The sequence below is a fragment of the Pseudarthrobacter sp. 902506025 genome (assembly GCF_040702325.1).
GTDB lineage: Bacteria > Actinomycetota > Actinomycetes > Actinomycetales > Micrococcaceae > Arthrobacter.
In genome coordinates, this window is record NZ_JBFBKW010000001.1 from 26,608 (window position 1) to 45,963 (window position 19,356).

Here is a 19,356-nt window from a genome sequence, read left to right on the forward strand (position 1 = left end):
GTGCGCCCAACTTTCCCCGCCGGTCCGTCCACCCGCTCAGCGATCTACTGGCTGGGACTCCTGGCCGCGCTCAAGGCCCTGTCCCTGGTCCTGATCGGGCAGGCAGTGGCCTCCGTCCTGGCGGGACTGGTTGCCGGGAACCCGGCGTGGGGGAGCCAGCTGACCGCCGGACTTGCCGGCGTCGTCCTCCGCTCCCTGACTGTGTGGGGCCAGGCCGTCGCTGCACGCCGCGCGGCACTGGGCGTGAAGGAGGAGCTTCGCGCTGAGCTGCTGGAGCGCGCCCTGCGCACCGGTGTGCGCGGATCCGGCCCCGGCGACGGCGGCCTGGCGGTCCTCGCCACCCGCGGCCTGGACGCCCTGGACAGCTACTACACCCAGTTCCTTCCCGCACTGGTCAACTGCGCGGCCGTTCCGCTGCTGCTGGGGGCCCGGATCCTCTTCGCGGACTGGGTGAGTGCGCTGGTCATCGTGCTGACGGTGCCGCTGATCCCGGTGTTCATGGTGCTGATCGGCCGCTACACCGAGGACAGCGTCCGGCAGGCCCAGGCGTCGCTGGCACGGCTCTCCGCGCACATGCTGGAGCTCGCCAAGGGCCTGCCGGTCCTGGTGGGGCTGGGACGTGCCACCGCCCAACGCAAGGCCCTTGAAGAGATTTCGGAGGAATACCGCTCGCGCACCATGGGCACTTTGCGCACCGCGTTCCTGTCCGCGCTGGCCCTGGAACTTATCGCCACCATTTCGGTGGCAGTGGTGGCCGTCTTCATTGGCGTCCGGCTGGTCCATGGTGACATGCCGCTGGAGGCCGGCCTGCTGGCGCTCATCCTGGCGCCGGACTGCTACCTTCCGCTGCGCGAACTTGGCACTGCCCACCACGCCAGCGACGACGGCAGGGTGGCGCTCGCGGCAACAGCATCCGTGACCGGGGCTCCCGAGGCTGCACCCCTGCCCGCTGCGAAAGCCGGCAGGCCCGGCGCTCCCTTGGAGGTCACCGGACTCACCGTGACGTATGCAGGCCGGTCCGGAGCCGCCGTCGGGCCCCTCACGTTCACCGCACCGCAGGACAGGATTACCGCCCTGGACGGCCCCAGCGGCGCCGGCAAGAGCACCGTCCTGGGCGTTCTCGCCGGAACGGTCGGCGACGGCGGCGGGACCAGTATTACCGGGTCCATCAGCGGACTGGACCGCCGCGCGGTGGCCTGGGTGCCGCAGCACCCCGTCATGGTGGCCGGAACCGTCCTGGACGAGGTGCTGCTCTACCTCTCACCGGACCCCGGGCACGGCCCGGACAGGTTCACCGCCGAGGAGGCTGCGCGGCGCTGCCTGGAACGCGCCGGCGCCGGGCACCTGGCAGCAAAGCACCAGGCGGAACTGAGCCCGGGCGAGCTGCGCCGGGTCGCACTGGCCCGCGGCCTGGCCCGGATCGAGGCCGGCGCCACCCTCCTGCTGCTCGACGAACCCACCGCACACCTCGATGACGCGTCCGCCGTGATCGTCGAGGACGCCATCCGCCGGCTCCGTGGCCAGGTCACCGTGATCCTGGTGGCCCACAACCAGCGCACCCGGCAGCTGGCGGACCTGCTGGTGCCGGTGGCGCCGGCGCCGGGGGCCGACGCCGTAGCCCACCAGGAGGGTGCTGCTGCCGCGTTGCTGCCCGCCACCATGCCGGCCACCCTTCCTGCCGGCCCGGCAGGAGGCCGCGCGGCAGACGAGGGGGCACCGGACGTCGCTTCCACGGACCTCCCCGCCACACGAAACCCGGCCGCGGGCGCCCCCGCACAGGCTGCCCCCGGCGCCGCCCGCCTCCTGGCCGCCCTCCTGGCACCGGTCCGGGGCAAGTTCGCGGCCGCGGCCTTCGTCGGCACCCTCGCAGCCGTCTTCGCCGTCGCGCTTTCCGGCCTGTCCGGCTGGCTCATCATCCGGGCCAGCGAACAACCACCCATCCTGTACCTCCTGACCGCCATCGTCGGCGTCCGGTTCTTCGGCATTGGCCGGGCTGTGTTCCGCTACTGGGAACGGCTGCTGCTGCACGATGCCGTGTTCGCCGCACTCACGCGCCTCCGCGGCCGCCTCTGGGAGTCGCTGAGCCGCAGGGCCCTGTCGCTGCGCCGGCTCCTTCAGGGCGGCAACGTGCTGGGAACGGTGATCGACGACGTCGACACCGTCCGGGACCTCCTGCCGCGCGTGGTCCTGCCGCCCGTCACGGCGCTCGCGGTGTCCATCCTGGCCGTGGCAGCCACAGGCATCCTGGTGCCGGACGCCCTTCCCGCCGTGGTGGGAGCTGCAATTGCCGGGCTGCTGCTGGCACCTGCCGCCGCCCTGTGGGGCGACCGCAAATCCGCCGCCGCCGAGCAATCCCTGCGGTCCGGCGTCCTGCGCCGCGTCACCGCCGCCCTCGATGCCCGGGCCGAACTGCACGCCAACGGCGTGGCGCCCCGCGTGCTTGACGCCCTGCTGGCGGAGGACCGCCAGGCCACGCGCGCATCGCAGCGCTCTGCCTGGGCCGACGGGCTGGGACATGGCGTCGCCACCGCGGCCTGCGGCACGGCAGCCCTGGGGGCCGCGTGGCTGGCCGCCCCAGGCGTCATCTCGGCCCAGGTGGCCCCGGCGACGGCGGCCGTGGTGGTCCTGCTGCTGCTCGCGCTGGTGGAACCCTACGCGGCGATGACGACGGCGGTGCGCCAGTACCCCGCGCAGCGTTCCGTCCTGCGCCGGGTGGGGGAGTCCGGGGCCCTTGACGGGGGCGGGATCCCTGACGGCGGGGAAACCCCCGAGGGCCTGCAGTCTGTTCCCCCCAGGGCCGGGAATGCACCAGGCGTTGAACTGGTGGGTCTGGCCGCCGCATGGCCGGGCGGCTCTCCGGTCTTCTCCGGCGTGGATGCCGTGGCAGTCCCGGGACGTTGGCTGGCGGTCACCGGACCGTCCGGTTCCGGCAAATCCACGCTGCTCTCGGTGCTGCTGGGCTTCCTGCCACCGGCATCCGGCCAGGTCATGGTCACCGGCCGGGCTGCCTGGTGCCCCCAGGAGGCCCACCTGTTCGATTCCACCATCCGGGGAAACCTGCTGCTGGGACGGCCCGCCACCAACGGCGCGACCCCGGCAGCGGACCACGACCTGGAGGCCGTCCTGGCCGCCGTCGGGCTGTCCGCGCTGGTGGGCCGGCTGCCGGCGGGGCTGGACACCCGGATCGGACCCGGCGGTGCCTTCCTGAGCGGCGGCGAGCGCCAGCGCCTGGCGGTAGCGCGGACCCTGCTGACAGGCGCGGAAGTGATCCTGCTGGATGAACCCACAGCGCACCTCGATGCCGGATCCGCGGCTGCCATGCTGTCCGACCTGCGCGCCGGACTGCGGGACCGCACCGTGGTGCTGGTAACGCACAACCCGGCTGACATCCACGCCGGCGACGCCCGGCTGGAGCTTGCAGCCTCCGCCGGACAGCCCCGGGGATCCCTGGCGCCCTCGCGCTGAGCGTTGCCGGATGCGCTTCGCCGCGCCGGCTTCGGGTCCTGGCGGACCCCGGACGTCAGCCGTCGACGTCGTGCAGGTGGTGGACCACGTCGTGCAGGAAATACTGGGAAAGCGTCAGGACGGTGAACTCCGAGCCGTTGCTGCGCAGGCCCTTGCGGCCCCAGTCCTCTTCCGGGACGCCAGCGAAGGACTCGGCGGCCTCGTGACCTTCCGCCGCCAGTTCCGGGCCCACCTCGGATGGATCGGCGTTGGCGTAGTCCTTCTCAAGGGCTGTCCGGTCCTGGTCCCAGTCCGCGAAGCGGGCGCCATCCTCGGCGAGCATCAGGTTCAGGCGCTGGTTGAAAAGGGTGAAGACGTCCCGCACGTGGCACGCGTACTCCAGCGCCGACCACGTCTGCCCGTCGGGGCGCTCCGCCGCGTCCGGCCGGCGGAGGACGGCCAGCCACCGGGGAATCATGTTTTCGATGCTTCCGGGAACCGTGGCAGGGGTGGCCGTGGAGGCATGGAAATTGCATTCCGGGCAGGGCCGTGACAGGACCCAGGTCCAGTCCTTTTCATCAGGAACGATAGGCATGGGAGCAGTCTAAGCCGTGCGGGCCAAAAGACTCTGGGCCGGGTGCAGTGGCCCGGCCAGCGTGGCCGCATGAGCCCGGAAGCGCGCCTGGGCGCGCAGAGTATGGTGCAGCTGTCCGGCCTGACGAAGCGGTGCGGCCGGAACACAGCGCTCGACGACGTGACCCTCACCATTGGACCGGGCGAGGTGTTCGGATACCTGGGCCCCAACGGGGCAGGCAAGACCACCACCATCCGGCTCCTGATGGGGATGCTGGGACAGTGTGCTGGTGGCCGCGGGCACCATTGCGGTGCTGGTGGCGCTCGCCGTCGCCGGATTCCGGCGCTGGGACGTAGCCGGGCCGGCTGAGCAGGCGGTGGCCGCAGCCCTGCTCCGCGACGGGCCCTACTCCGCGGCGTCCCCTGCTGCGTCGCCGTCCATCCATGCCATGGCCGGCCCCACCACGTCCACGGCCTGGGAGAGCGGGACGCCCGAGCCGTCACGGCGGCCGTGTTCCTGCGGCAGTGACCGCGCCACTCCGCCGGCGGAGGACGCCTTGGCCGGCCCGTGGCCCGCCCACGCGAGGAGCAGCATGTCCTCGCCCTTGAGGAACCGGTGCGACCGGACCCCTGCAGTGGCACGCCCCTTGGCCGGATATTCGGAGAATGCGGTGACCTTGGCCGTGCCCGGGGCGGTGCCTGGGAGGGCGCCGTTGGTCCCGGCGATGGTGACCACGACGGCGGCCTCGTCCTGGGGCTGTACGGCACCAAAGAAGATCACCTGGTCGCCCGCGGCGAGCTTGATCCCGGCCATGCCGCCGGCGGTTCGGCCTTGGGGACGGACCACGGCTGCGGGGAACTTCAGCAGCTGTGCTTCCCGGGTGAGGAACACCAGTTCGGTGTCATCGGCCCCGGCCGGAGCGACTCCCACCACCACGTCCTTGTCCTTCAGGGTGATGACTTCCCAGTCTTCCCGGTTCAGCGGGTAGTCCGGCTGGACCCGCTTCACCACGCCCTGGGCGGTGCCGATGGCCAGGACTTCATCCAGCCGCACGAACGCCACCAGGGTTTCACCCTTCACCAGGGTGAGGAACTCCTTGGCCGGCACGCCGCCGGCCAGGTTCGGCAGGCCGGCCACGGGCGGCAGGACCGGCATGTCCATGACCTGCAGCCTGAGCATCCGGCCCTGCGAGGTGACCGCCGCGATTTCGCCGCGGGCCGAGGTCTTGACCACCGAGGTGTACACGTCGTGCCTGCTCCGGGGGCCCGCCTCGGCCAGCGGTTCCTGGGTGCTGGTGCGTGCCACCTGCCCGGAGGCGGTGAGGATGGCCCAGCAGGGGTCGTCAGCGATCTCGAGGGACAGCGGCGCAGCCTTGCCCTTCTTCGCCCCGGCGAGCTCGGCAGCGGCGACGGTGGGGGACACGGCCTCGGACTCCAGGAGGACCGTCCGGCGCGGGGTGCCGTGTTCCTCGGCAATCGCGCCCAGTTCGTCGGAGACCACGGTGCGGAGCAGTTCTTCGGAGTCCAGGATGGCCTGCAGTTCCGCGATCTCGCGGCGCAACTCGTCCTGCTCCTTCTCCAGCTCGATCCGGGAGTACTTGGTGAGCTGCCGCAGGCGCAGTTCGAGGATGTAGTTGGCCTGGACCTCGGTGAGGTCGTAGATGGACATCAGCCGCTCACGAGCCGCCGCGGCCTCGTCCGAGGACCGGATGATCTGGATGACCTCGTCGATGTCCACGATGGCGATCAGGAGGCCCTCCACCAGGTGCAGGCGGTCCTTTTTCTTGCCCAGACGGAAGACGGTCCGGCGGCGGACCACGTTGATCCGGTGGTTGACGTAGACGGACAGCAGGTCCACCAGGCCCAGTGTCTGCGGCTGGCCGTCCACCAGCGTCACGTTGTTGATGCCGAAGGAGTCCTCCATCGGCGTGTAGCGGTAGAGCTGCTGCAGGACCGCGTTCGGGTTGAAGCCGTTCTTCAGCTCAATGACCAGCCGCAGCCCGTGCTTCCGGTCCGTCAGGTCCACGATGTCGCTGATGCCGGTCAGCTTCTTGGCGTTGACGGCATCCTTGATCTTCTCGATCACCTTTTCCGGGCCCACCATGTACGGCAGTTCGGTGACCACCAGGCCGGTGCGGCGTGCGGAGAGCTGTTCGACCTCCACCTTGGCGCGGGTCTTGAAGGATCCGCGGCCGGTGGCGTACGCGTCGCGGATGCCGTCCAGGCCCACGATCCGGCCGCCGCTGGGCAGGTCCGGGCCCGGGACAAACCGCATGAGGTCATCCAGGGTGGCGTCGGGGTTGGCGATCAGGTGCCGGGCGGCGGAGATGACCTCCACCAGGTTGTGCGGGGCCATGTTCGTGGCCATGCCGACGGCGATGCCGGTGGCGCCGTTGACCAGCAGGTTGGGGAAGGCGGCGGGCAGGACGTCCGGCTGGGTCAGCTGGTTGTCGTAGTTGGGGACGAAGTCCACCACGTCTTCGTCCAGGTGGTTGGTGAGCGTGAGGGCGGCCGCCGCCAGCCTGGCCTCGGTGTACCGCGGTGCTGCCGGGCCGTCGTCGAGCGAGCCGAAGTTGCCGTGCCCGTCGATCAGCGGCAGGCGCAGCGAAAAGTCCTGCGCCATGCGGACCATGGCGTCGTAGATGGCGGCGTCGCCGTGCGGGTGCAGCTTACCCATGACCTCGCCCACCACGCGGGCGCTCTTGACGTGGCCGCGGTCAGGGCGCAGGCCCATATCGCTCATCATGTACAGGATGCGGCGCTGTACCGGCTTGAGCCCGTCGCGCGCATCCGGCAGGGCCCGGGAGTAGATCACCGAGTACGCGTACTCCAGGAAGGAGCCCTGCATTTCGGACGTCACGTCGATATCGACGATGTTTTCCGTGTAGCTGTCGTCCACGATGGGTTTTGAACTTTGCCGGCGGGCCATGGGGTTTGGTGAATCCTTCTGCGGTTACTGCGCAGCCATAGGGTGTGCTGCGATAGTTTTTGGCTAGGCTAAGCCTATGGTGGATCAGCCCGGGGACGGCGAATATCCGGAACATTGGGAAGCCGATGTCGTCCTGCGGGACGGCGGGACAGCGCATCTGCGGCCCATCCACCCGTCGGACGCGGACGCCGTCCAGGCCTTCCATACCGGGCAGTCGCAGAATTCAATCTACATGCGCTTCTTTGCGTTCAAGGCCAGGCTGTCCGCCAAGGAGCTCAAGCGGTTCACCGAGGTGGACTACAAGGACCGGGTGGCGTTCGTCATCACCATTGGCGGCGAAATCATCGGCATCGGCCGGTATGACCGGCTCACCGATCCCACCGAGGCGGAGGTCGCCTTCAACATCGCCGACGCCCACCAAGGGAGGGGCATCGGGTCCATCCTGCTGGAGCACCTGGCCGCCGCGGCGCACGAAAACGGGATCCGGAAGTTCACCGCCGAGGTCCTGCCGGAGAACCGCAAGATGCTGATGGTCTTCTCCGACGCCGGCTACGACGTCAAGCGCCACTTCGACGACGGCGTCGTCAGCCTGGAATTCAACGTCGACCCCACCGAAAAATCCCGTGCCGTGATGGAATCCCGCGAGCACCGCGCGGAGGCGAGGAGCGTCCGGGAGCTGCTGGCGCCGTCGTCCGTTGCCGTCATCGGGGCCAGCCGCCGGTGGGGGACCGTGGGGTACCAGCTGCTGGAGCACATCATCGAGGGCGGTTTCCACGGCCCGGTGTACGCCATCAACCCGGAGGCGCTGGAACTGGCGGGCATGATGTCCTACGGCAAGCTCTCCGAAGTTCCCCAGCCCGTGCAGCTGGCCATCATCGCCGTGCCCTACGAGGAAGTCGCCGGCGTGGTGGAAGAGTGCGCGGCCGCGGGCGTCAAGGGGGTGGTGATCGCCTCCGCAGGCTTCGCGGACGACGGCGAACGCGGGCTCCAGCGGCAGCGCGCCCTGGTACGCCAGGCCAGGGCGAACGGGATGCGGGTGATCGGGCCGGCGTCGCTGGGCATCGCCAACACCCACCCCGACGTCTCACTGAACGCCTCCATGGCGCCCACCATGCCGCTGCGCGGCAGCCTGGGCCTGTTCAGCCAGTCGGCGGCCATCGGCGTCTCGCTGTATGCCGCCTCCAGCCGGCGCCGGCTGGGGCTGTCCAGCCTGCTCTCGGCGGGCAACCGGGCGGACGTTTCCGGCAACGACATGATGCAGTACTGGGAGGACGACGCCGACACCTCCGCCGTGGGCCTGTACCTCGAATCGATCGGCAACCCGCGCAAGTTCTCCCGCATCGCACGCCGGCTGGCACGCACCAAGCCGGTCATCGTCGCCAAATCCGACACCATGGGGCTGCGCCTGCCACCAGGCCATGCCGTCCGCACCACGCAGGCGCCGGCGGGAGCGCTGGATGCCATGCTGCGCCAGTCCGGCGTGATCAGGGTGGAGACCGTTGAACAACTGGTGGACGTGGCACAGGTGGTGTCGGGAAGGCCGCTCCCGGCCGGGCCCGACGTCGCCATCTTCAGCAACTCCCAGGCGCTGGGCAACGTGGTGGCGGACAGCGCTGCGGCGCACGGGCTGGGAGTGGCGCAGGTGGTTTCCGGGCTCGACCTGGACGCCGGCCAGTCCGTGGCCCTGCCCCTGCTCCGGAAAGCCCTCCTTGACGCCCTTGCCTCGGACGCCGTCCACGCCGCCGTCGCCGCACTCCTGCCTGCCCGCGGGCTGACGGTCGACGCGGTGGCCCAGGTCCTCGCGGAATGCTCCGCAAGCGCAGGGAAACCGGTGGTGGCAGCCTTCACCGGAATCCTGGACCCCGCCATCAACGTAGAGGGCCTGCTGGGAACCGAGGGGTGCACCGTCCCCTGCTTCTCAAACCCCGGCGCCGCGGTGGCCGCCCTCGCCGCGGTGGTCCGGTACGCGGAATGGGCCGCCCGCGACCAGGGGCACTTCGTGGAGCCCGCCGGCTGCGACCCGCGGCAGGCGGCGGCTGAGATCGATGAACTGCTGCGGGATGTCACGGGCGAACAGCTCAAGCAGCTGGACCCGGCGGCAACCGCCTCCCTGCTGGGGCACTACGGTATTTCCGTCCTGCCCTCGGCGCCGTTCACCACTCCGGATGAGGCGGTCGCCGCCGCCGACTCACTGGGCTGGCCGGTGGTGCTGAAGACCACCGAACCTGCCCTCCGCCACCGGCTGGACCTCGGCGGCGTGCGGATTGGCATCGAGGACGCCGAATCGCTGCGCCTGAATGTGCTGCAGATGCGGCGTGCGCTCGCTGCCTACGGAGATCCGGCCCTCGAAGTCCAGGCCATGGCGCCCGTGGGGCAGGCGTGCACGTTCCGGGCCATCGAGGACCCCCTGCTGGGACCGGTCATCTCGTTCGGCCTCGCCGGTGACGCCGTCAACCTCCTGGACGACTGGTCCCACCGGGTTCCGCCGCTTTCGGCGGCGGACGTCCACGACTTCATCCGGGCGCCCAGGGCGTCCCGGAAGCTCTTCGGCTACCAGGGCCTGCCGGCCGTGGACGTGCAGGCGCTGGAGGACCTCGCGGGCAGGCTGGCATGGATGAAGGACAACCATCCGGAGATCGTGCTGGTGGAATTCAACCCTGTCCTGTGCGGCACGTCCGGGGCCACCATCCTCGCCGCGGACGTGCGGATCGGAAACGCCGCGCAGCGCACCGACAGCGCCCGCCGGGCCATGCTCGGCTGAGGCGGTTAGCAAGTGACCGGCCGATCTGTGAAAATGGGGGCATGAGCTTCCAGCCTCCCGCGTCGGCGCCCGAAACGCCCGGAAACGAAAACCAGGCAGTCCGCCAGCACAGCTCACACAACCACGGAGTCCAGGGCCAGGGCCTGGAGGACGCGCTGCAGAAGGCCGGGTTCTACCCGCGCCTGGTGTCCGATGTTGTCGATGACGCACTGGATGGCCGGGACTGCGTGGCGCACCTGGTGCACCTGGAAACGCACTTCGACCGGGCAGAAGTGCGCCGCCACATCACTGTCCTGGTCCTCACCGCGGACATGCTGGTCATCACCCATGTGGACGACCAGCAGCTGGATGAGGCGGGGGAGCAGATCGTCGCCCAGATCTCCACGGAGTCCGTTCCCGTGTCCCAGATCAGGTCGGTGGTCCTCAGCTACATGTACGCGCAGCCGCAGAACTACAAGCCTTCCGACCCTGTTCGGGAACTGACCCTGTCCATCGCGTGGTCCGGCGGCCAGCGGCTGGACATGGGTCCGGCCAGCTGCGGCGATCCGCAGTGCGAAGCGGACCACGGCTACACCGGAACCATCGCGCAGGAGGACATCGTGCTCCGGATCAGCGCCGAAGCTGACGGGCTGCAGGCCGTGCAGGACGCCAAACTGTTTGCCCGGGCCCTGCGCGCCGTCAACACCGGTTCCGCCGCCCCCGTATCCCACGCCCAATCCATGGCGCCGCGGCCGCGCTCCGGAGTGTTCGGCAACCGGCTCAGCCGCGGGCACCAGCAGCGCTGATGCCGGAAGACCGCCACCACGCCGTACAAGCCTCCGGACGCACCCCCGACCTTCCGCCTGCTCCCGCCTACGGGCATCGTTCCATCGCTGAAGTGCTGACCAGTGCAGCCGCAAGCCTTGGGGTGGAAGGTTTTGCCAATACCCTCGGATTCCCTGCTGCCTCACGGGTGTGCGTGGTCCTCGCGGACGGACTGGGCCGGAACCTCCTCAAGCAGAAATCCGCCCACACCCCCTTCCTGCGCTCTGTGCTTCAGGCCGGGCAGGGCGACGTCCCGGTGTGGCTGGACTCCGCCTTCCCTTCCACCACAGCAGCGGCCTTGTCCAGCTTTGGGACCGGGCTTCCTGCCGGCCAGCACGGCATGGTGGGCTACGACGTCCTGGACCCTGACCAGGACAAGGTGGTCAACCTGCTGGGGAACTGGGATCCGGGCGTAGATCCGTCGGCCTGGCAGCCGTTCCCTACCGTGTTCGAACGGATCGCCGGACAGGTGGACGTCAGCACGGTCAGCCTCTCCCAGTTCGACGGCTCGCCCATGACCCGGGCCGCACTCCGGGGCGGCAGGTTCATTCCGGGGACAACCGCCCATGCCCGGACCGCCGCCGCGGCCGAAGCCATGGCAGCACCAGGCCCGTCCCTCATGTATTTCTACGTCAACGACCTGGACAAGGCCGGCCACCGCTACGGATGCCGCTCCGAGCAGTGGGAACACCAGCTGGAAGAGCTCGATGCCACGGTCAAGCGGCTCAACTCCACCCTTCCCGCCGGCACCACCATCCTGCTCACGGCAGACCACGGGATGCTGGACGTGGCCGAACCGCAGCGGATCGATTTCTCCACGGACTCCGCCCTGGTGGAGGGCGTCCGGCACACGGCAGGTGAACCACGGATGGTCCACCTGTACCTTGAAGAAACGCATCTGTCGGACGGCGGCGCGGAGCGGCTGCTGGCGGCCTGGAAGGCGCGGTTCGGCGACCGGATCTGGGCCTTCACACGCGGTGAAGCCGTAGCCGGGGGACTCTTCGGCAAGGATGTCCGGCCCGCTGTTGAAGGCAGGATCGGTGACGTCATGATCGCGGCGCGGGACGCCGTCGCGCTTTACGATGGCCGGCGCATGCGGCCGACTGCCATGGAGGTGGTGGGCCAGCACGGCTCGCTGACCAAGGCTGAGCGGGAGGTCCCGCTGCTCTGCTTCACGGCCGAAGGAAGGAACCGCCGGCGTGGCTGAGCTCATCTTTTTCTCCGGAACCATGGACTGCGGAAAGTCCACCCTGGCCCTGCAGATGGACTACAACCACCGGGCCCGCGGCCGCGGCGGTGTCCGGTTCAGCCGCAACGACCGCGCCGGTGAGTCCCGGATCTCCAGCCGCCTGGGTCTGGAGACGGACGCCGTGGAGGTGCTGGACAGCACCGACTTCTGGGAGGAAGTCATGATCCGCCGCACCCAGGGGCAGCGTGTGGACTACCTGATCTGCGACGAAGCACAGTTCTACACGCCCGAACAGGTGGAGCAGCTGGCCAAAGTGGTGGACGAGATCGACGTCGACGTCTTCGCGTTCGGCATCACCGCTGATTTCCGCACCAGGCTGTTCCCTGGCTCGCAGCGCCTGATCGAGCTCGCCGACCGGGTGCAGGTGCTCCAGGTGGAGGCGCTGTGCTGGTGCGGCCGCCGCGCCACCCACAATGCCAGGACGGTCGACGGCGTCATGGTCACCGAAGGTGCGCAGGTGGTGGTGGGCGACGTGGACATGGTGGTGGAAGCCGCTGCCCCCGAGGCAGGGCATGTTCCGGTGGTGGGGTACGAAACCTTGTGCCGGCGACACTTCATGAGGCGGGTGACTGCTCACGGCGCATCCCTGATGGCACAGCAGGACCAGTTGCTGCCGTTCGACGTCGATGCCTGCCTTTGGCACGGCTCCGGTGGACCCGGCGAGGGCCGGGGGACAGGCCGGCAGGGCTGACGCTTCCGCGCACGCATCCGAACTCCCGCACCGGCACCTCCATTCCGGGAAGCAGAAGCGCTTCCTTGCGGCTCCGACTCATACTGTCGTACCCCTTTGCCATGATGGGTTTATGGGGATGGCGGCGGTGGCGAGGGCGTTTGGGGAGATCAAGGCTGCCCTTGCGGTGCTGAGTGCTGAGGTGGATGGGGCGGGTGCGGTGCCTTTTTCTGTGGCTGACCCGTTGGCTGGTTTGGCGGATGGTTGCCTGGAGATTTTGGCGGGGTCCCGGGAGGTTGAGGCCGGGATCGCTGGGTTGAAGGCCAGGGCGGCGGTGACGTACTCGGACACCGCCCATGTTGTTGCGGGGCCGGATGTTCCGGTGCGGGCGCAGGAGATGGCGGTCGCGGCGGAGATCGGGTGTGTGCTGGCTCTGGGTCCGCGGGCGGCGTCGTCGTTCTTGGTCACCTCGCACGCGGTCACGGCGACGTTGCCGCGGACGTTGGAGGCGTTGCAGGCCGGGGCGATCTCCTGGAGCCACGCGGTGGTGATGGCCGATGAGACAGCGTGTCTGGATGGTGCGGGGGCTGCGGCGTTGGAAGCGCATTTCCTGGACCCGGACGCCCCGGACCGGGCGCGGGGGTGCCCGGTGGGTGGGTTGCCGGCGCACCGGTTCAAGGCCAAGGCCCGTACCTGGCGGGAACGCCACCAGGCCGGGTCCATCGAAAAACGCCACGCCAAAGGCGTGGCTGAGCGGCGGGTGGAGTTCCGGCCGGACCAGGACGGGATGGCCTGGCTGTCCGCGTACCTGCCCGCGGACCAGGCCCTCGCCGGGTGGAACCGGCTCACCGCGGCCGCCCGGGGCATGCAGGGACCGGACGAGCCCCGCAGCATGCCCCAACTCCGGGCCGACACCTTCACCGACGCGATCCTCACCAGCGGCACCACGAACGACGGTGACACCGGCGGCGATGTCAGCTCCAGCGGCAGCTTCACCGAGGGTGAGGGTGCCGCCGGGGATCGCGCGGAACCACGGATCCGGGCGCAGGTGCTGGTCACGGTCCCGGTGTTCTCGCTGATGGGCCTGACCGATGAACCGGCGGTGCTGGACGGGTACGGTCCCATCCCACCGTCAATGGCCCGGGCACTCGTCGCTGGCGGTGCGGGCTCGTTCTACCGGGTGCTGGTGGACCCGCGGGACGGGGCACCGTTGGAAATCGGCCGGACAAGCTACCGGGTCACCAAAGCCATGCGGGCGTGGCTGCGGCTGCGGGACGGCAAATGCCCGTTCCCGGGCTGCAGCAACAACTCCCTGGACAACGACGCCGACCACATCCTCGCCTGGGCCAACGGCGGCCCCACCGGAATCAGCAACCTCGGACAGCCCTGCCCGAAACACCACAAACTCCGCCACACCACCGCCTGGAAACCCACCCCCGCCACCAAGAACGAACCCCCCGGCTGGACCTCACCCACCGGCCGCCACTACCAAAGCGAACACCAGGACTGGGAACCTGCCCAATGGCCTCCGGGATGGCCGTCCGGGTTCTTGCCCGAGGCCCGCAACAAGCCTGAGAACGGAGCCTTCTGGAAGATGCCCTCCTCCAGCACCTTGCCGTGTGATGCGCCCATGTGCGGCGCACGGCCGGGTTGAGCAGCGCTGACTGCTACTGGGCCGTCCGGCGGTAGCGGATGTGCGTGGCCAAGGGAGAGTGGAGTACCTCGACGGGTTCGAAGCCAAATGATTCAATGCCGTCAAAAATCCGTTCACCCGAACCGAGTAAAACCGGAGCGATGTCCAGGGTGAGCTCGTCGATCACGCCGGCGGCCAGCGCCTGGCGGACGGTGGATGCTCCGCCGGCAATATCCACTCCCTTGCCCCCGGCTGCCTCGAGCGCCGCCGCGTACGCCGCATCGAAGCCGTCGGTGACAAAGTGGAAGGTTGTCCCGCCCTCCATCTGGATCGGATCATGCGGGTAATGGGTAAGGACGAACACCGGCGCATGGTAGGGCGGCTCGGGGCCCCACCATCCGCTCCAGTCCTCGTCCCAGTCTCCGCGGACGGGACCAAACATGTTCCGGCCCATCACGTAGGCTCCCCGCGGGCGCATCAGCCAATCAGCCGCGATCCCGTTGGCCTCGTTGGCGCGGGGATCGCCGATGTGCCAGCCGTGGAGTTCAAGCCCCCGCTTGCCCAGCGGGTTCTCGCGGCTTTGGTCAGGCCCGGCGACGAACCCGTCCAGGGACATTGACATGTGGCAGGTGGTGTCCGGCACAGCGAACCTCCAGGGGTAAGTGCAGCTTCTGACCGATGGTGTGCGGGGAGCCTAGCATGCAGCAGTTGGAGGAACTACCCCTGAGGGTGCCGGCAGAGAGCCTTTAGTCGCTCCGTGTGCCGAAGACGATCTCGTCCCAGGACGGGACGCTGGAACGCTTGGGCCGGGCAGGCCGTTCCGGCGCCTCGGTCTCGGGCAACTGCCCGGTAGAGGGGGATGCATCGTTTTGCTTGGGTGCCGGGCGGCGGGGATTGCTGCCCAGCAGCTCATCCAGCCCGGCGCCGCCGGAGTTACCGGACCCGGCAGCAGGCGCGGAACCGGACGGCTTCTGCGGGGACGCCGCAATGGTGATTTCCCGGGTGTCGGTACTGACGCCGTCGTGAAGCCGCAGTGCGTCATCGTTGCCGTCCCGGTGCGGCGGGAGCAGGCTCAGCCGGGACAACATTGACGGCCTTGCATCACGGCGCCGGATGAACGAATCCCCCTGGGCGGCCGGTGCGTCCTGCGGCCCGTCCTGGGATTCGGGGTCCTCCGATTCCGGCTCAGGAGCGGCCTCGGCGGCTACCTCGGAAGGCCGCGGGTGGGCAGCCGGGACGCCATGGGCCAGGAGCAGCGCCAGGGCGTCGTCCGAATCTTCGTCCACACCCAGCCGCTGGCCGCGCCGCGACCGGAGCATGTCCAGGAGGCCGTCGGATTCCTTTGCGCCTTCCTGCGCAGGACCCTGACCCCCAGAGGATGCCTTGGAGGAGTCCGCGTCAGTCTCAAAATCGAAGGGGCGGTCGGAAACCGCCGTGAGGCGGCGCGCGGGAACGGGGCCGTCCAAAGGCTCGAGTTCGCTCAGCTGCTGTGCCCAGCGGTTGGTGTTCTGCAGCGATTTGCGGCCGGGGTTGAAGGTCCACAGCGCGGGCGGCTCTTCCCCGATTCCGGAGGTCCCGCCGGGTTTGGCCTCAAAGCTTGCCGAGACAGTCCAGGTGCCGTCCTGGCGCCGCCACGAGTCCCATTCCACAGTGCCTGGGTCGATGCCGTGGGCCGAAAGCCGGTGGGCCACCATGTCGCCCAGCGTGGCCGGGTTGTCGCCGAACGCGGACCGGTAGACGTCGTGGCCGGGGGAGGGTGCCGCGACTTCAACCTTCCGTGCCTGCTGCGCAACGTACTCGCGCTCCGCCAGCACCGGGCCCTCATAGCGCTCCACCTTGGCCAGCGGCATCCCGGACAACTCCGCGACGTCGGCAGCGGTTGCACCCGCACGGATCCGGGCCTGGATATCCCTGGGGGACATGGGAACGGCAGGCCGCTCCGTCCTCGGTTTCGCCGTGGACCGGCTGGCCGTCCTGAGGGCCTCATCGATCGGCAGCTGGAACATCTCGCCGCCGGCCCCGCTCAACAGGAGATGCGTCCCGTCGTCGTGCACGCCTACAAGCCGTAGATCCTGCATACAAATCCTCCACCCTGGCATTACTATCAACCGAAACTCTGCCACCCGGCGGTGCGGATTTGGCTCAAGAGGCAGGGCGCGCCGTGATTTTCCGCCGGATCAGGGCCCGGGCGGGGCGTAACGGGAGTGTCAGCGGCGGGCCAGGGCTGCCGTCAGTTGGTCCGGGTGGCGGGTCGAGGCCAGCCAGTAGGGGGTCCGGTCGGCCGGGTCAGTGATTTCGATCTTCACCACCGGATCGATCCAGCCGCGGATGCAAAGGTAGGCCAGCCCGTTCAGCCGGGTGCCGCGCTCCGCCGTCGCTTCGCCGGACGTGAACTGCTGCACACCGCCCACAAAGCGGCGTTCGATGGTGGCCCGTCCAACAGTGAGCGCATCCGGCGTCACCGTGATGGAAGGCGTGGAAAGGACCAGGAGGACCGTGATGATGGCCAGGAGCACCAGTGCCGCGGTGTAGCCCGCCGCCATGCTGATGGGGGCGAAGACCAGGATGCCGGCCGCGGAGACACCGGCTGCGATAACCCAGATCCAGGCGTTGGGCCACAGCTTCTCCCGGTAAATAACCGGTCCGCCAGTGGAGGGGGTGCTGGGAACGGACGCGGGCGAGCTTGATTCGGGCATAGCCCAAGCTTTCCACCTTTGGCCCGCTATTTCACCTTGGGGCAAGCCTCCCGGCCGGCGCCGTGGCCGCGGGCTCCTTAGGACTGATTCGGGGGCGCGGGTTAGAGTGAGTGACTGTGACTGATCATCCCGCCACGGTAGACCTTGTCCCGGACGCAGCATCACCCGCCCCCGCTGCCCCCACCCTGCAGGTCCAGTTGAAAATGCTGGATCCGGAGCTGGAAGCGCCGTCCTACGCACATCCGGGCGACGCCGGCGCAGACCTCCGTGCCCGCGAGGACGTGGTCCTGCTGCCGGGGGAGCGCAAACTGGTCCCCACCGGCGTCGCCATCGCACTTCCGGAAGGGTTCGTGGCGCTGATCCACCCCCGCTCCGGCCTGGCCACCAAGCACGGCCTCACGATCGTCAACGCGCCCGGCACCGTCGATGCGGGCTATCGGGGCGAGATCTCGGTGACCCTGCTGAACACCGACTCATCCCAGCCGATTGAGCTGCGCCGCGGCGATAGAATTGCCCAAATGGTCATCCAGCGGGTGGAGTACGCCCAGTTCATTCCTGTCAGCGAGTTGAGCGGTTCCGTGCGCGGCACGGGCGGCTTTGGGTCCACCGGCGGTTTCAACGTCCCCGGAGCCTGACACCAGGACGCACCCGCTGCCACGCCAGCACGCACGACGGTGGGACCTTCGCAGTTCCCACCGGAACCATTCAGAACTGGCACATTTTCAGGATTAAGGAGTCACCCATGGTCTTTGGGCTCGGCAGGAAAGCAAAGAATGAAGAGCCGGCGCAGCCGGCCGACGAGCTGACGATCGCGGAGGCCGGAGAAGGCGAACCGGGCACTGCCGCCCGCCGCCAGGACGGCCCCTTCGACGAGTCCGAAATCAGCAGCCGCGACGGCTTTGTTGACCTCGGCGCCCTGCTCATCACACCGAGCGAGGGCCTTCAGCTCCGCCTCGAGGTGGAAGAGGCAACGCAGCGGGTAGTGGCAGTCACCTTGGACCTTAACGGCTCCAGCCTCCAGCTGCAGGCGTTCGCCGCCCCCAAGACAGAGACGCTCTGGGATGAGATCCGCGAACAGATCGGCCAGTCAGTCGGCGCGCAGGGCGGCCAGGTTGAAGAGGTTGAAGGCGCTTTCGGCACCGAACTGGTGGCCAAGCTGCCCGCCGGACTTCCGGACGGCAGCCAGGGCTACCGGGTGGCCCGTTTCATCGGCGTCGATGGGCCCCGCTGGTTCCTGCGCGGCGTCCTGGGTGGACCCGCCGCGCTGGAACGCCCCGCCGCGGAACCGCTCGAGGCCCTGTTCCGGCAGGTCGTGGTGGTCCGCGGGGACAGCCCCATGCCGCCGCGCGATCTTCTGCAGCTGAGGCTGCCCAAGGACGCTTCAGCCACTCCTCCGCCCGCCGCACCCACCCTGGAGGAGCCCGAACGTGGTCCCGAAATTACCCAGATCGGCTGAGTCCCCGCAGGACGGAGCCACGCAGTCAACGCGTGGCGTCACGCCACTGGGCCAACTGCCCGACCGGGGCCGCGTCACGTGCCAGGGGCACATTGACTCCGTGACGTTTGTACCTGCGGACCGGACTGCCGAATTCAGCGCCATCGTTTCGGAGGACGACGCCGCACGTCCGGCCGCTCCGGGACAGGGCCGGCCACCGCGGCTCCGCGTCGTCTGGCTGGGCCGCCGCCGGGTGCCGGGCATCGAAGCAGGTGCGGAAATCCGGGTCGAGGGGATGCTGGCCCGCGGCAAGGACATGCCCACCATATTCAATCCCCGCTACGAGATACTGTCCCGCCAGGAGAACGAATGACCGCGCACCAGCCTGAACAGCCCACCGGACCTGAGAACCCCGGCAGGAACGGGCAGCAGCAGGGCGGCCCTCAGGCTCCAGGTCCGTCCCCGGTTGCCGGCCTCGCCGCTGAGTACGCTGCAAAGGCCGGACTCCACCGCACCCACGACGGACGCGTGGACGTCCTGCGGAGCGCCGGCGGAGTGCAGGGCATTGCGGAGAGCATCGTTCCCGGCCTTGTCTTCCTGGTGGCCTTCACCATCACCCGCGAGCTCACCCTGTCCCTGGTGGCCGCCCTGGCGTCGGCAGCTGTGTTCACCGTGGTCCGGCTGGTGCAGCGGCGCCCCCTGACCCAGGCGCTGGCGGGAGTGGCCGGCGTCGGCATTTCCGCCTGGCTGGCCAACACCACCGGAAAGGCGGAGGACTTCTACCTTCCCGGCTTCTTCACCAACGGCGCCTACATCCTGGCGATGGTCCTTTCCATTGCCGTCAAGTGGCCCGTGGCGGGCCTCCTCTTCGGTTTCATCCGCAATGAGGGCGTGGAGTGGCGCAAGGAACCGGCCCGGGTCAAGGCATACCGGCTGGGCACGTGGATCATTGTCGCGGTCCTGGCGCTCCGGCTCATCGTGCAGGTGCCCCTCTACCTCATGGGCACCGACGGCATCGCCGCACTCGCCACCACCCGCCTCATCATGGGTGCACCCCTGTACATCCTCGGGATCTGGGTTGCGTGGCTGGTAACCCGGCCTGCTCCGGCCGAAGCTGAAGCCGGCGCCGACCGTACGGCCTGACGCCCAGGCCTCGCGGCGG

16 protein-coding genes are annotated in these 19,356 nt (G+C 69.2%); 11 read left to right on the forward strand and 5 right to left on the reverse strand.

Translation table 11 applies throughout. The annotated features are described in order from the left end of the window. Complete coding sequence (gene cydD, locus AB0280_RS00105) at nt 1–3,465, forward strand: thiol reductant ABC exporter subunit CydD (RefSeq protein ID WP_366365973.1); 3,465 nt, start codon at nt 1–3, stop codon at nt 3,463–3,465. A 55-nt stretch (nt 3,466–3,520) separates the two neighbouring features. On the opposite strand, the gene AB0280_RS00110 is transcribed toward cydD, so the two are convergent. Beyond that, nucleotides 3,521–4,039 carry a DinB family protein gene (locus tag AB0280_RS00110; RefSeq protein ID WP_366365974.1) on the reverse strand — a complete coding sequence of 173 codons (519 nt, stop codon included), beginning with the start codon at nt 4,037–4,039 and terminating at the stop codon, nt 3,521–3,523. A 69-nt stretch (nt 4,040–4,108) separates the two neighbouring features. Between AB0280_RS00110 and AB0280_RS00115 the strand changes: the two genes are divergently transcribed. Beyond that, nucleotides 4,109–4,387, forward strand: a complete 279-nt coding sequence (locus AB0280_RS00115; RefSeq protein ID WP_366365975.1) for an ATP-binding cassette domain-containing protein — start codon at nt 4,109–4,111, stop codon at nt 4,385–4,387. Nucleotides 4,388–4,423: 36 nt separating this feature from the next. Here the strand turns inward: AB0280_RS00115 and AB0280_RS00120 are convergent, their stop codons facing one another. Next, nucleotides 4,424–6,946: a DNA gyrase/topoisomerase IV subunit A gene (locus AB0280_RS00120; RefSeq protein ID WP_366365976.1), complete on the reverse strand. Its 2,523-nt coding sequence runs from the start codon at nt 6,944–6,946 to the stop codon at nt 4,424–4,426. 76 nt (nt 6,947–7,022) lie between these two features. Here AB0280_RS00120 and AB0280_RS00125 point away from each other — a divergent pair, with 76 nt between their 5' ends. The 5 genes from AB0280_RS00125 to AB0280_RS00145 all read left to right on the forward strand — a co-directional run bounded on the left by AB0280_RS00125 (nt 7,023) and on the right by AB0280_RS00145 (nt 14,084). Continuing rightward, a complete protein-coding gene (locus tag AB0280_RS00125) occupies nt 7,023–9,707 on the forward strand; it encodes a GNAT family N-acetyltransferase (protein WP_366365977.1) in 2,685 nt (894 codons plus the stop codon). A 41-nt stretch (nt 9,708–9,748) separates the two neighbouring features. Continuing rightward, nucleotides 9,749–10,492 carry a DUF5998 family protein gene (locus AB0280_RS00130; protein ID WP_366365978.1) on the forward strand — a complete coding sequence of 248 codons (744 nt, stop codon included), beginning with the start codon at nt 9,749–9,751 and terminating at the stop codon, nt 10,490–10,492. Beyond that, the gene (locus AB0280_RS00135; protein ID WP_366365979.1) at nt 10,492–11,718 is read left to right on the forward strand and encodes an alkaline phosphatase family protein; all 1,227 of its coding nucleotides are present in this window, start codon (nt 10,492–10,494) and stop codon (nt 11,716–11,718) included. Before AB0280_RS00130 ends, AB0280_RS00135 begins: the two co-directional genes overlap by 1 nt. Beyond that, entirely contained in the window at nt 11,711–12,451 is a 741-nt protein-coding gene (locus AB0280_RS00140) for a thymidine kinase (protein ID WP_224025707.1), read from the forward strand. Before AB0280_RS00135 ends, AB0280_RS00140 begins: the two co-directional genes overlap by 8 nt. A 112-nt stretch (nt 12,452–12,563) precedes the next feature. Continuing rightward, entirely contained in the window at nt 12,564–14,084 is a 1,521-nt protein-coding gene (locus AB0280_RS00145) for an HNH endonuclease signature motif containing protein (RefSeq protein ID WP_366365980.1), read from the forward strand. A 13-nt stretch (nt 14,085–14,097) separates the two neighbouring features. On the opposite strand, the gene AB0280_RS00150 is transcribed toward AB0280_RS00145, so the two are convergent. The 3 genes from AB0280_RS00150 to AB0280_RS00160 all read right to left on the reverse strand — a co-directional run bounded on the left by AB0280_RS00150 (nt 14,098) and on the right by AB0280_RS00160 (nt 16,759). Further along, the gene (locus AB0280_RS00150) at nt 14,098–14,685 is read right to left on the reverse strand and encodes a dihydrofolate reductase family protein (RefSeq protein WP_201302429.1); all 588 of its coding nucleotides are present in this window, start codon (nt 14,683–14,685) and stop codon (nt 14,098–14,100) included. A 124-nt stretch (nt 14,686–14,809) separates the two neighbouring features. After that, nucleotides 14,810–16,141, reverse strand: a complete 1,332-nt coding sequence (gene sepH / locus AB0280_RS00155; RefSeq protein WP_366365981.1) for a septation protein SepH — start codon at nt 16,139–16,141, stop codon at nt 14,810–14,812. Nucleotides 16,142–16,270: 129 nt separating this feature from the next. Next, a complete protein-coding gene (locus tag AB0280_RS00160; RefSeq protein ID WP_159632178.1) occupies nt 16,271–16,759 on the reverse strand; it encodes a DUF3093 domain-containing protein in 489 nt (162 codons plus the stop codon). A gap of 116 nt (nt 16,760–16,875) precedes the next feature. Between AB0280_RS00160 and dut the strand changes: the two genes are divergently transcribed. The 4 genes from dut to AB0280_RS00180 all read left to right on the forward strand — a co-directional run bounded on the left by dut (nt 16,876) and on the right by AB0280_RS00180 (nt 19,337). Then, on the forward strand, nt 16,876–17,394 hold the full coding sequence (gene dut / locus AB0280_RS00165) for a dUTP diphosphatase (protein WP_224025712.1): 519 nt from the start codon (nt 16,876–16,878) through the stop codon (nt 17,392–17,394). Nucleotides 17,395–17,501: 107 nt separating this feature from the next. Continuing rightward, a complete protein-coding gene (locus AB0280_RS00170; RefSeq protein WP_224025713.1) occupies nt 17,502–18,215 on the forward strand; it encodes a DUF3710 domain-containing protein in 714 nt (237 codons plus the stop codon). Nucleotides 18,216–18,315: 100 nt separating this feature from the next. Next, nucleotides 18,316–18,567, forward strand: a complete 252-nt coding sequence (locus AB0280_RS00175; protein WP_307489592.1) for a hypothetical protein — start codon at nt 18,316–18,318, stop codon at nt 18,565–18,567. Continuing rightward, a complete protein-coding gene (locus tag AB0280_RS00180) occupies nt 18,564–19,337 on the forward strand; it encodes a DUF3159 domain-containing protein (protein ID WP_366365982.1) in 774 nt (257 codons plus the stop codon). Before AB0280_RS00175 ends, AB0280_RS00180 begins: the two co-directional genes overlap by 4 nt. Nucleotides 19,338–19,356: the final 19 nt, after the last annotated feature.